This window comes from Testudinibacter sp. P17/SS/0325 (assembly GCF_053570765.1).
Map to the genome: position 1 here is coordinate 1,835,240 of NZ_CM131635.1, position 12,052 is coordinate 1,847,291.

A 12,052-nucleotide genomic window follows, 5' to 3' on the forward strand; every position below is an offset into this window, starting at 1 on the left:
TGATGAATATTTATTTAATATCCGATAATCTGACACACGCTGCTCTCAGCCAAGAAGATGGGCTGACGTTGTTATCGGCAAGATACAATGTGTTGCAGCGTTATATGCTGAATCAAGCCGATATGCTGTTGGTCGAATCAGCTTGGCAGGGCTATAAAAACCGCTGGAAATATAAAATTGCGGCTTATCCTGATGTGCCGAAACGCAATAATCATGCGTTAAAGCGCTTAGTTGAAAAAGCCAAAGATAAGGGTATTCCAACGGTTTTTTGGAATAAAGAAGACGGAGTTCATTTTGATCGTTTTATTAACAGTGCCAAGCTGTTTGATCATGTGTTTACGGTAGATGCGAATTGTATTCCCAAGTACAAAGCAGTAATGGGGCAGGATGCTTCGGTGCATACCTTGATGTTTGCCGTGCAGCCGAAATTTCATGCGTTTACCGGCTTTGATTTTAAGTATCATCGGGCGAATTTTGTCGGCAGTTACAGCCATCATGTCCATGCGGATCGGCGTCTGTTTCAAGATAATCTGTTTCAGACGGCCTCGGAAAGCGGTTTGGGCTTGACGGTTTTTGACCGGAATTCCAATCGGAAATCGGATAACTACCGCTACCCGCTGTTGGCTGATATGCAGGTTTGCCCGGCTGTGGCTTACCCGCAAACGGCGCAGATTTATAAGGATTATTTGGTTTCGTTGAACGTGAATACCATCACCGATTCACCAACCATGTTTTCCCGCCGTTTGGTCGAGATTTTGGCTTGCGGCGGGATTGCGGTCACCAATGCTTCCGAATCGGTCAATAATCTGTTTGCGGATTATTGCCATATAGTGGAGAGTCGTGAGGAAATGCTGGATTTGTTTGCCCGTTTGAAACACGGCCCGAGTGCGAATGACTTGGCGCGTGCAAGGGCAGGTGCGGAATATGTGGCGCAATATCATACTTGGGAACATCGGCTAGAACAAATTACTAATGTTATTGGATTATAATTAAAAATATATGTAATATTTTTAATATAGATATTTTATACTTGCTAACTATTTCTAACTATAAATTCCCTTGCAAAAGGGATAGAATCTTGAACTTGATTTAGTTGTGCGGATAAGTCAAAAAACTATGATTTATTGTACTGAATAAGAAATTATGATGAAAAAACTAACACTTTCCCTATGCTGCCTAACTTTGACAGCTTGTAATACCATGCCGACCTCTGGCCCCAGCCAAAGCCGCGTGATGGATTTGCAAAATCAAAGTAATGAAAACATCCCGACAGTTGAAGTGGTTGAGGTTGAAGATGCGGTGGCGACCGCACTTTTTAATCAGCAACAAGCACAATCGTTTAGCCATTTTGCCAATGCAAACAGCTATAACGGAGCGGTGAATATTGGTGACACCCTCGATGTGATGATCTGGGAAGCGCCGCCTGCGGTGTTGTTTGGTGGTGTGTTAAACCAAAGTGGCACAGGTGGAGCACAATTGACTAGCTTACCTGAACAGATGGTGAGTGAAAGTGGCAAAATCACTATTCCCTTTTTAGGTGCGATTTCTGTACGCGGTAAAACGCCGGAGCAGATCCAAAAAGAGATTGTGCGTCGCCTAGCGCCTATGGCAAATCAGCCACAAGCTATGGTGCGTTTGGTGAAAAATAATTCAGCCAATGTCACTGTGTTACGACAAGGCAATAGTGTCCGTATGCCGCTCACCGCACATGGCGAGCGAGTGCTAGATGCGGTGGCTGCTGTCGGTGGGGCAACGGAAAATGCTTATGATATTTCTGTACAGCTGACAAGAGGTCATGAGGTTAAAACAATCTCGCTAGAAAAACTGGCTTCTAATCCAAAGGAAAATATTAAGTTGCGTTCCGGTGATGTGATCTCATTACTGAACAATCCATTGAGCTTTACCGCACTTGGTGCGGTGGGTAGCAATCGCGAAGTGCGGTTTTCAGCTAAAGGCTTGACGTTGGCGGAAGCTATCGGTCGCATGGGCGGTTTGATTGATACCCGTTCTGATCCGCGCGGCGTGTTTGTATTCCGTTATTTACCGTTTGAAAAGCTGAGCGCACAAGATAAAGCCACTTGGCAGGGGCGTGGTTATGACGTGGGTATGGATGTGCCGACGGTCTATCGGATCAATTTATTAGAACCGAAATCGTTGTTCTGGTTGCAACGTTTCCCGATTCAAAATAAAGATATTGTCTATGTATCGAATGCTCCGTTAGCGGAATTCCAAAAATTCTTGAGAATTATTTTCTCAATTACTTCACCGATAACTAGCACGGCAAACAGCGTGAATAATTTATCGAATTAATGGAGAAAAAAGAAATGACAGAGACAACATTAGTGGCGGAAAAACCGATATCAGTATCTAAGGCAGAAAAAGATATAAAAAAAATATGGAAAAAGTTTAATCCCTTGTTTTGGGTGACGGTGTTGATTCCGACTTTTTGTTCGGTGTTCTATTTCACTTTTTGGGCGTCTGATGTGTACATCTCTGAGTCCAGTTTTGTGGTGCGTTCTTCTCGCAGCCAAGCCTCATTAAGCGGTTTTGGTGCGTTGTTGCAGAGTGTAGGCTTTGCCCGTTCGCAGGACGATACTTACACGGTGCAGGAGTTTATGCGCTCGCGTAATGTACTTGAACAATTGGAATCGGTATTGCCTATGCGCCAGTTTTATGAAGATAAAGGCGATTTTTTCAGCCGTTTTAATCCGCTTGGGATTAATGATGGGCAGGAAGCGTTTTATCGTTATTTCCAAAAACGTTCTTCAGTCAGCTTAGATTCCGTCTCGGGTATTGCGACCTTAAGTATTCGTGCTTTTAATGCGGAAGATGGACAAAAAGTTAACACTGAATTATTGCGTTTGGGGGAAGCATTAATTAACCGTTTGAATGAGCGTGCGCGCAGGGATACGATCATCTTTGCCGAACAATCGGTAAAAGAAGCCGAACAGCGGGTGACTGACTCTGCACTCGCATTGAGTGAATATCGGATTAAAAACGGGATCTTTGATCTTCAGGCTCAATCCGAGGTGCAGTTGACCTTGATTTCCAAATTACAAGATGAATTAATCTCTATCCAAACTCAGTTGGATCAAGTGCGTGCGATTTCACCACAAAATCCGCAAGTGAAAACCTTGCAGGCGAGAGAAAAAAGTATCCAAAATGAGATTCAACAGCAAATTGAAACCATTTTTGGTGGCGGTGATTCGATGGCTAATCAAACGGCAGAATACCAACGCTTGGTTCTAGATAACACCTTAGCGCAGCAACAATTAACTACAGCAATTACATCATTGCAAAATGCTAAAAAAGAAGCGGATCGCCAACAATTATATTTGGAAGTGATTAATCAACCAAGCAAACCCGATTTAGCCCTAGAGCCTTATCGGATTTATAATATTTTTGCCACTTTGATTATCGGCTTAATGTTATATGGAATATTAAGCCTATTGTTAGCTAGCGTGAGAGAGCATAAAAACTAATGCAATACGGTGATAAAACCACATTACAGCAATCTTTTGCCATTCAAAAGCGCGTGGTTGGCGCATTATTGTTGCGCGAAATCATTACCCGCTATGGGCGGCAGAATATTGGTTTTTTATGGTTGTTTGTTGAACCTATGTTAATGACAGTATCAATAGTATTGCTGTGGCGGTTTGTTAGAGGAGATGCATTTTCTGCATTAAATATTATTGCATTCGCAGTAACAGGTTATCCGTTAATGATGATGTGGCGTAATGCCTCAAATCGAGCGATAGGTTCAGTTTCGGCTAATATTAGTTTACTTTATCACCGTAACGTTAGAGTGTTAGATACGCTATTTGCGAGGATGTTATTAGAAATAACTGGTGCAACAGTTGCTCAAATTGTAATTATGGCGATACTGATTGCAATTGGTTGGATTGAATTGCCACAAGATATTTTTTATATGTTATTAGCATGGATATTAATGGCAATGTTTGCTATTGGACTAGGGCTGATTATCTGCTCTATTGCTCACCATATTGAACCCTTTGGGAAAATTTGGGGTACATTGAGTTTTGTAATGTTTCCACTATCAGGAGCAATGTTTTTTATACATAGCCTACCAGTACAATTTCATAAATATATTCTTTGGGTTCCGATGATTCATGGTACAGAAATGTTTCGTCATGGTTATTTTGGTTCTATGGCTATAACTTACGAAAATCCTTGGTTTTTATTGGTTTGTGATCTTACATTATTACTAATAGGGCTAATGATGGTGAAAAATTTTAGTAAAGGAATTGAACCTTCATGATCAAAGTGGAAGATGTCAGTAAACGTTATTTAACTCATAATGGTTGGCGTACAGTATTACATAATGTTAATTTTGAGTTGGAAAAAGGCGAGAAAATTGGGATTTTAGGACGTAATGGCGCAGGTAAATCCACCTTAATTCGCCTAATCAGTGGGATTGAACCGCCAACAAGCGGCACGATTGAGCGTACCATGAGTATCTCTTGGCCTTTAGCCTTTAGCGGTGCATTTCAAGGCAGTTTAACCGGTATGGATAATTTGCGCTTTATTTGCAGAATTTACGATGTGGATATTGATTATGTCAAATGCTTCACTGAAGAATTTTCCGAATTAGGTGATTATCTTTATGAACCGGTAAACAAATATTCTTCTGGTATGAAAGCCCGTTTAGCGTTTGCATTGTCGTTATCGGTGGAATTTGATTGCTATCTGATCGATGAAGTGATTGCAGTGGGGGATTCCCGTTTTTCGGCTAAATGTAAATATGAACTGTTTGAAAAGCGCAAAGATCGCTCGATTATTCTGGTTTCGCACAGCCCGTCAGCGGTACGCGAGTATTGTGATAATGCCGCAGTGTTAGAAGCCGGTTATATGCATAATTTCCAGTCAATTGATGAAGCCTATAAATATTACAATGAAAGCCAAAAAGCCTAGCCGAAGCTGACAACAAAAATGCCCCCAATTTCCATGTGCGGTTTTAATGGTTGGTAAAGCAGAGTTGAGGGGCTTTTGCCCCTCTAAAAATTACAACACCTTCACAATACTTTCACACAGATAACGGATATTATCTTCGGTGATACCAGCAACATTGATCCGCCCGGAACGTACCGCGTAAATTGCGAATTCGTCTTTCAGGCGATCCACTTGTTCAGGGCTGAGGCCGCTGAAGGAGAACATGCCGTTTTGTTCGATGATAAATGAGAAGTCTTGCTCTGCGCCGTATTCTTTCAATAAGTCCACGAATTTTTGGCGCATGGTTTTAATCCGTTCGCGCATTTCGGCAAGTTCGGCGATCCAGTCGGCTTTTAATTCTGCGTCACTCAACACCAAGGCGACGGCATTTGCGCCGTGGGAGGACGGGTTGGAATACAGCGTACGGATAATGGATTTCACTTGGCTGAATGCGGTTTCGGCAGTGGCTTGATCCGCGGCAACGATGGTGAATGCGCCGACGCGTTCGTTATATAAACCGAAGTTTTTCGAGAATGAGCTGGCAATCAGTAATTCTTTGTGGTTTGCGGCAAAGGCGCGCAAGCCTTGGGCATCTTCATCTAAGCCGTTGGCTAAGCCTTGATAAGCAAAGTCAAATAATGGTAACCAACCGTTTTTCACCGACATGGCGGCTAACTGTTGCCACTGTTCAGGGGTCGGGTCGATACCGGTCGGGTTGTGGCAGCAGCCGTGCAGCAGTACCACATCGCCTTCGCCGGCGTTGCTGAGATCGGCGATCATGTTGTCCCAATCTAAAGCGTGAGTTTCTTCGTTGTAGTAACGGTAGTTACGAATCGTCATGCCGACCGCGTTGAAAATCGCGTTGTGGTTTGGCCAAGTCGGGGCGCTGATCCACACATTTTGCGCATTGGTTTGGCGTTTGATAAATTCCGCTGCAACACGCAATGCCCCTGTTCCGCCCAAACTTTGTGCGGTTTTGGCGCGTTTGCTGTTGACGATCTCGCTATTTGCGCCGAACAGTAATTCTTGGGTGAATTGGTTGTAGGCGGCAACACCGTCAATCGTCAGGTAATTTTTGGTGTTTTCGTTTTCCAACAGGCGTTTTTCTGCTTCTTTCACCGCTTTCACGATTGGGGTCAAGCCGTTGGCGTCTTTATAAACACCGATCCCCAAGTTGATTTTGTTGCTGCGGGTTTCGGCTTTAAACGCTTCGCCTAAACCTAAAATCGGATCTGCCGGTGCGGCTTGGATTTTTTCAAACATAGTGATTTCCTTTGATTTTGATGATAATGATGTTGTGTAATAAATTTTTATTGTTTTAGGATAATTGGTTGAAATTAATATGTGTTGTGCATTGTAGGGGCGAATTAGATATCGCCCGAACCGCACTTTGTATTTATTCTCTCTTGATTCATTGCTTATACCGCACTTCGTAAACGGGCGGCTATCCAATCCGCTTGGATTAAACCGTTGCGGATAAACAATTATCGACAATAACCCTAAATTGAGTTTCTATTTATACTGATTTTCAGCGCAGATAACAATCCTAAAAAGCAAAAATCAGCTTAATTTCCCAATCGCCCATTCCAGCCCGGAACGGTAATCTTCCGGCAAGAGATTTTCCAATCGGCGCAGGTTGTCAACCAACACGTTTTTATCCGGGTGCGAGAGGTTAAGATGTCCCACTTTGCGCCCCGACAGCACTTTTTTGCCGTACCAATGCAGTTGGCTGAACGGCAGACTGAGCCATTGCGGATTGTGTTCCGTGCCGATGAGGTTCACCATCACGCTCGGCATAACAATTTCCAAGTGCGGTGTCGGCAGGTTGAGCAGCGCGCGCAAGTGCAATTCAAATTGGCTGATCGAACAACCCAGTTGCGTCCAATGTCCGCTGTTGTGCACCCTTGGCGCAAGTTCGTTAATCAGTAATTTATCGCCGACCACAAAACATTCCATCGCCATCACGCCGATATAATCCAACTTATGCATGATTGCGCCGAGCATGGCTTCGGCTTTCGTTTGCAAAGTGCGGTCAACGCCCAATTGCACGCTGTAACGCAGAATGCCGTTTTGTTGCAAATTGTGGGTGACAGGATAGAAGCGGGTCGAACCGTCGGCAAAGCGTGCGCCGACCAGTGATACCTCATAATCGAACGGAATAAACGCTTCGGCGATCACTTCACCGAATAGTTCGTTTGTAATCACCTCTTGATTATTGCTAGTGACAATCCATTGTCCGCGCCCGTCATAGCCACCGCTGCGGCGTTTCACCACCACTTTTTCGCCGACTTGTGAAAAAATCCGCGTCCATTGTTCAGCCGAGTTTAACGGCTGCCATGGCGAAGTCGGTAAATTGAGTTGGTCTAACAGTGATTTTTGCGAATGGCGATCCGCCAGCAGCGCAAAAACGGTTTGATTAATAAAATTGGGGTGGGTGGCAAGGGCAGTGGTGAGTGGCGTGGTTTCCCAACGCTCGATCTCTGCGGTAATCACCGCGTTATCTTCAATTTCAAACAGGGGGGCAGCAAAGTCTAATGGCTGCACTCCAATATCCAATGGGGCGCCGGCATAACGCAACATGCGTCCCAATTGTCCGTTGCCTAACACATAAACCGGTGGATAAATGGCACTTTTTTGCATGACGCTTTCCTTATAGCAAACGCGGATCCGGATTATCTAACACGGTTTGGGTTTGTTGCGCACGGAATTGCCGTAAACGTTCGGCAAGTGCGCTATCGTGGTTGGCTAAAATCTGTGCGGCTAATAGCCCCGCATTGGCTGCACCCGCCGCACCAATTGCCAACGTGCCGACCGGAATCCCTTTTGGCATTTGCACAATCGAATAGAGACTGTCTATACCGCTTAAAACCGCACTTTTCACCGGCACGCCCAACACCGGCACAAGGGTTTTGGCTGCAATCATGCCCGGCAGATGTGCCGCGCCGCCTGCGCCGGCGATAATCACTTGATAACCGTTGCTTTGCGCCGTTTCGGCAAAGCTGAACAGCTTATCCGGCGTGCGGTGGGCGGAGACAATTTCCACATGGTAAGGCACTTGCAGTTGATCCAATACATTGGCGGCTTCGATCATCGTAGACCAGTCACTTTGAGAACCCATGACAATCGCGATTTTTGCAGACATAAATCAGATATTTCCTTGTGTGAGGTGAATAAAGTCAAAAGTGCGGTTAGGATAGCATGATTTTATAAGAAATTGAGTGTTGTCGGTATGGTTAGGCGCAATATTTTATCTTTTTTAGTCGGAATATCGTGATTCGATTGCAAGTTAGTGGAGAAAATTCTATGCTTATTGGTCGAATAAACTGAAAAAAATAGAGAGCACATCGAATGCTGACGAAAGCAAAATACCGCAAAGATTATAAAAAACCGGATTATACCATCACCGATATTTATCTTGATTTTCAATTAGATCCGCAAGATACCCTAGTGACGGCTAAAACCGCCGTTCAGCGTTTAAACCCGAAGGCAACGGAATTGCGCCTCGACGGACACAGTTTCCAGTTTGTGTCGTTACAACTTAACGGCAACGATTTTCCGCACTATCAACAAGATAGCGAATCGCTATTGCTTGATCTCAGTTCATTAGAGGCTGACCATTTTGAGCTCACGATTCAAACCCGTTTAAAACCGGCGGAAAATACCTCGCTGCAAGGGTTATATCAATCGGGTGACGGTTTTTGCACCCAATGCGAGGCGGAAGGTTTCCGTCAAATCACCTATATGCTGGATCGTCCTGACGTGCTGGCACGCTATACCACCAAAATCACCGCCGATAAAACCCGATATCCTTATCTGTTATCCAACGGCAACCGCATTAACGGCGGCGATTTGGATAACGGCAAACATTGGGTCGAATGGCAAGATCCGTTCCCGAAACCGAGTTACCTGTTTGCGCTGGTGGCAGGGGATTTTGACTTGTTGCAGGACAATTTTGTCACTAAGAGCGGTCGTAACGTGGCGCTGGAATTGTATGTCGATAAAGGCAATTTAGATCGTGCCGATTGGGCAATGCAAAGCTTGAAAAAGTCGATGAAATGGGACGAAGAGCGGTTCGATCTGGAATATGATTTGGATATTTACATGATCGTCGCCGTTGATTTCTTCAATATGGGGGCGATGGAAAACAAGGGCTTGAACGTATTCAACTCTAAATTTGTGCTCGCCAACCCGGCGACGGCAACCGATGAAGATTATCATAATGTCGAAGCGGTGATCGCCCACGAATATTTCCATAACTGGACCGGCAACCGCGTGACGTGTCGCGATTGGTTTCAGTTGAGCCTGAAAGAGGGCTTGACGGTGTTCCGCGATCAGGAATTTTCTTCCGATACCGGTTCAAGAGCGGTGCAGCGGATTAATAATGTGAAAATTTTGCGTACGGTGCAATTCGCGGAAGATGCCGGTCCGATGGCACATCCGATCCGCCCGGAAAAAGTGATCGAAATGAATAATTTCTACACCGTCACCGTATATGAAAAAGGCGCGGAAGTGATCCGCATGCTGCACACCTTATTAGGCGAAGTGCGGTTTCAGCAGGGCATGAAGCTATATATTGCCGAAAACGACGGCAAGGCAGCGACTTGCGAAGATTTCGTCTCGGCAATGGAGCGTGCCTCCGGTGTCGATTTAACCCTGTTCCGCCGTTGGTACAGCCAATCCGGCACACCGCAGCTCAGCGTCAGTGACGAATATGACGAACGCAAGCATATTTACCGTTTGAATGTGTCGCAAAGCACCGCGCCGACTCATGATCAACTGGATAAAATCAATTTGCATATTCCGTTGAAAATCGCATTGTATGATGGAAAAGGGCATAAACTGGCATTACAAGATGAAAACGGCCCGGTTAGCGATGTGTTGGATATTTTACAAAATCATCAAGTGTTTGAGTTCCATCACGTTTATGCGCGCCCGACGCCGGCATTATTGTGTGATTTTTCCGCGCCGGTCAAACTGGATTACGATTACAGCGATACGCAATTGTTAGGCTTATTGAATCATGCGGAAAATGCGTTTATCCGTTGGGATGCGGCGCAAATGTTGTTGGCGGCCGAATTACGCCAAAACTTGCAACGCCGACAAAACGGCGAAGCGTTACAGATTAGCCCGCAATTGCTAGCGGCATTCCAAGGGATTTTGGAAAATTATCAGCAGGATATCGAATTGACCGCACTTATCCTGACACTGCCGAAAGAAACCGAATTTGCCGAGCAGTTTAAAGTGATCGATCCGAGCGGCATTCATAGCGTGCGTCGCTTCCTGCAACAGCAAATTGCGGAATATTTAAAACCGCACTTGCTAAAATTGTATCATCAGATTGATTTGCCGGAATATCGGGTGCTGCGCGAAGACGTGGCACTGCGCAGTTTGCGTAATTGTTGTTTAAGTTATTTGGCAGTCACCGAATTTGGTAATGCACTGGTTAATGCCCACTACACACACGCGAATAATATGACGGATACGCTGGCGGCATTGGCGGCGGCAACGTCTGCGGCATTGCCTTGTCGTGATAATCTGTTGGCGGATTTCGAACAGAAATGGGCGCATGACGGCTTGGTGATGGATAAATGGTTCGCACTGCAAGCCACCCGTCCGGACGAAGATGTCTTACAAAATGTTATCGCATTAATGGATCACCCGAGTTTTAATTTCAATAACCCGAACCGCTTGCGTGCATTGGTCGGCAGTTTTGCCAATCAAAACCCGAATGCGTTCCACGCAATTGACGGCTCCGGCTATCGTTTCTTGGTGGATGTATTAACCAAAGTTAACAGTAGCAATCCGCAGATTGCCTCACGCTTGATCGAACCGCTGATCCGTTTGGGACGTTATGACGCCCAGCGTCAAACCCTGATGAAGCGCGGTTTGGAACGTTTGGCGAAAATCGAAAACTTATCCAAAGACCTGTTTGAGAAGATTGAAAAGGCGTTGGATTCGCATTAAAAATGTCAGCGCGTATGGCATGCGCTGATAAGATGTCGTCAACGGGCATATGCAATATGCCCCTACACAAAAGGTTAGGATATGTATTCTTTTATTCGCAAAGGGCTGTTTTCACTGGACGCAGAGCTGGCGCATAATGTTACCGTGAAAACCTTGGCCATTCTCGGTAAAACGCCGGCGAAATATCTGCTGCAAACCGCACTTCGCTGCCCGCAAGGCACGCCGAAAACCTGCATGGGAATCGAATTTAAAAATCCGATCGGTTTGGCGGCGGGGGCGGATAAAAACGGCGAGGCGATTGACGGTTTCGGTGCGCTGGGGTTTGGTTTTATCGAAGTCGGCACGGTGACGCCGTTGGCGCAAGACGGCAATCCGAAACCGCGCCAGTTCCGCTTGCTCGAAGCCGAGGGGATTATCAACCGCAACGGTTTTAACAACCATGGTGTCGATCATCTGGTCGAAAATGTGAAAAAAGCGCGTTATGACGGTGTGATCGGGATTAATATCGGCAAAAATACCAGCACCTCGGTCGAAAACGGCAAAGGCGATTATATTTATTGTCTGAACAAAGTGTATAACCATGCCGGTTATATTACGATCAATATTTCCTCCCCAAATTCGCCGGGTTTGCGCCAATTGCAATATGGTGACGCGCTGGACGATTTGTTGCAGGCGGTGAAAGCAAGACAAACGGAATTAGCGGATTATTACAACAAATACGTGCCGATTGCGGTGAAAATTGCGCCGGATCAAAGCGAAGCCGAGCTGGTGCAAATTGCCGATACCTTGCGCAGGCATAAAATAGACGGTGTCATCGCCACCAACACCACGATTTCCCGTGACAGCGTCAGCGGCATTGCCAATGCTGAGCAGCAGGGCGGATTAAGCGGCAAACCGTTGCAAAAACTCAGTACCCGAATCATTAATCGTTTACATCAAGAATTGAAAGGCGAGATTCCGATTATCGGCAGCGGCGGGATTGATTCCGTTGCCAGCGCACAGGAAAAAATCGCTGCCGGTGCCGAGCTGTTGCAACTCTATTCCGGTTTGATTTACCACGGACCGCACTTGATCAAAACCTTGGTGGAAGGCGTTCGGTAAGATACGTTATTTAAAAATAAAACGGATTTCTTATAAT

Annotated in this window: 10 protein-coding genes; 7 read left to right on the plus strand and 3 right to left on the minus strand. The window is 45.5% G+C overall.

Features of this window, described 5'->3' with window-relative positions:
• Positions 1-2 precede the first annotated feature (2 nt).
• From ACWA50_RS08710 to ACWA50_RS08730, 5 genes are all read left to right on the plus strand, one after another.
• On the plus strand, positions 3-989 hold the full coding sequence (locus ACWA50_RS08710; protein ID WP_431051657.1) for a CgeB family protein: 987 nt from the start codon (positions 3-5) through the stop codon (positions 987-989).
• Between the two features lie 154 nt (positions 990-1,143).
• Complete coding sequence (locus ACWA50_RS08715) at positions 1,144-2,310, plus strand: polysaccharide biosynthesis/export family protein (protein WP_431051658.1); 1,167 nt, start codon at positions 1,144-1,146, stop codon at positions 2,308-2,310.
• Between the two features lie 14 nt (positions 2,311-2,324).
• Positions 2,325-3,482, plus strand: a complete 1,158-nt coding sequence (locus tag ACWA50_RS08720) for a capsule biosynthesis protein (RefSeq protein WP_431051659.1) — start codon at positions 2,325-2,327, stop codon at positions 3,480-3,482.
• Positions 3,482-4,279, plus strand: a complete 798-nt coding sequence (locus ACWA50_RS08725; RefSeq protein WP_431051661.1) for an ABC transporter permease — start codon at positions 3,482-3,484, stop codon at positions 4,277-4,279. Before ACWA50_RS08720 ends, ACWA50_RS08725 begins: the two co-directional genes overlap by 1 nt.
• A complete protein-coding gene (locus tag ACWA50_RS08730) occupies positions 4,276-4,932 on the plus strand; it encodes an ABC transporter ATP-binding protein (RefSeq protein WP_431051663.1) in 657 nt (218 codons plus the stop codon). Before ACWA50_RS08725 ends, ACWA50_RS08730 begins: the two co-directional genes overlap by 4 nt.
• Before the next feature lie 90 nt (positions 4,933-5,022).
• Here ACWA50_RS08730 and ACWA50_RS08735 read toward each other — a convergent pair whose 3' ends face one another.
• The 3 genes from ACWA50_RS08735 to purE all read right to left on the minus strand — a co-directional run bounded on the left by ACWA50_RS08735 (position 5,023) and on the right by purE (position 8,092).
• The gene (locus ACWA50_RS08735; RefSeq protein WP_431051665.1) at positions 5,023-6,213 is read right to left on the minus strand and encodes an amino acid aminotransferase; all 1,191 of its coding nucleotides are present in this window, start codon (positions 6,211-6,213) and stop codon (positions 5,023-5,025) included.
• Between the two features lie 297 nt (positions 6,214-6,510).
• Positions 6,511-7,590 carry a 5-(carboxyamino)imidazole ribonucleotide synthase gene (purK, locus tag ACWA50_RS08740; protein WP_431051667.1) on the minus strand — a complete coding sequence of 360 codons (1,080 nt, stop codon included), beginning with the start codon at positions 7,588-7,590 and terminating at the stop codon, positions 6,511-6,513.
• Positions 7,591-7,600: 10 nt separating this feature from the next.
• The gene (gene purE / locus ACWA50_RS08745) at positions 7,601-8,092 is read right to left on the minus strand and encodes a 5-(carboxyamino)imidazole ribonucleotide mutase (protein ID WP_431051669.1); all 492 of its coding nucleotides are present in this window, start codon (positions 8,090-8,092) and stop codon (positions 7,601-7,603) included.
• A 206-nt stretch (positions 8,093-8,298) separates the two neighbouring features.
• Here purE and pepN point away from each other — a divergent pair, with 206 nt between their 5' ends.
• Positions 8,299-10,914 (plus strand): aminopeptidase N, encoded by a 2,616-nt coding sequence (gene pepN / locus ACWA50_RS08750; RefSeq protein ID WP_431051671.1) that lies wholly within the window; start codon positions 8,299-8,301, stop codon positions 10,912-10,914.
• A gap of 81 nt (positions 10,915-10,995) precedes the next feature.
• Positions 10,996-12,015, plus strand: a complete 1,020-nt coding sequence (gene pyrD / locus ACWA50_RS08755) for a quinone-dependent dihydroorotate dehydrogenase (RefSeq protein WP_431051673.1) — start codon at positions 10,996-10,998, stop codon at positions 12,013-12,015.
• Positions 12,016-12,052: the final 37 nt, after the last annotated feature.

Coding starts and splice junctions, on each gene's coding strand:
- ACWA50_RS08710 (WP_431051657.1), top strand. CDS start 3: ATGAATATTTATTTAATATCCGATAATCTGACACACGCTGCTCTCAGC.
- ACWA50_RS08715 (WP_431051658.1), top strand. CDS start 1,144: ATGATGAAAAAACTAACACTTTCCCTATGCTGCCTAACTTTGACAGCT.
- ACWA50_RS08720 (WP_431051659.1), top strand. CDS start 2,325: ATGACAGAGACAACATTAGTGGCGGAAAAACCGATATCAGTATCTAAG.
- ACWA50_RS08725 (WP_431051661.1), top strand. CDS start 3,482: ATGCAATACGGTGATAAAACCACATTACAGCAATCTTTTGCCATTCAA.
- ACWA50_RS08730 (WP_431051663.1), top strand. CDS start 4,276: ATGATCAAAGTGGAAGATGTCAGTAAACGTTATTTAACTCATAATGGT.
- ACWA50_RS08735 (WP_431051665.1), bottom strand. CDS start 6,213: ATGTTTGAAAAAATCCAAGCCGCACCGGCAGATCCGATTTTAGGTTTA.
- purK (WP_431051667.1), bottom strand. CDS start 7,590: ATGCAAAAAAGTGCCATTTATCCACCGGTTTATGTGTTAGGCAACGGA.
- purE (WP_431051669.1), bottom strand. CDS start 8,092: ATGTCTGCAAAAATCGCGATTGTCATGGGTTCTCAAAGTGACTGGTCT.
- pepN (WP_431051671.1), top strand. CDS start 8,299: ATGCTGACGAAAGCAAAATACCGCAAAGATTATAAAAAACCGGATTAT.
- pyrD (WP_431051673.1), top strand. CDS start 10,996: ATGTATTCTTTTATTCGCAAAGGGCTGTTTTCACTGGACGCAGAGCTG.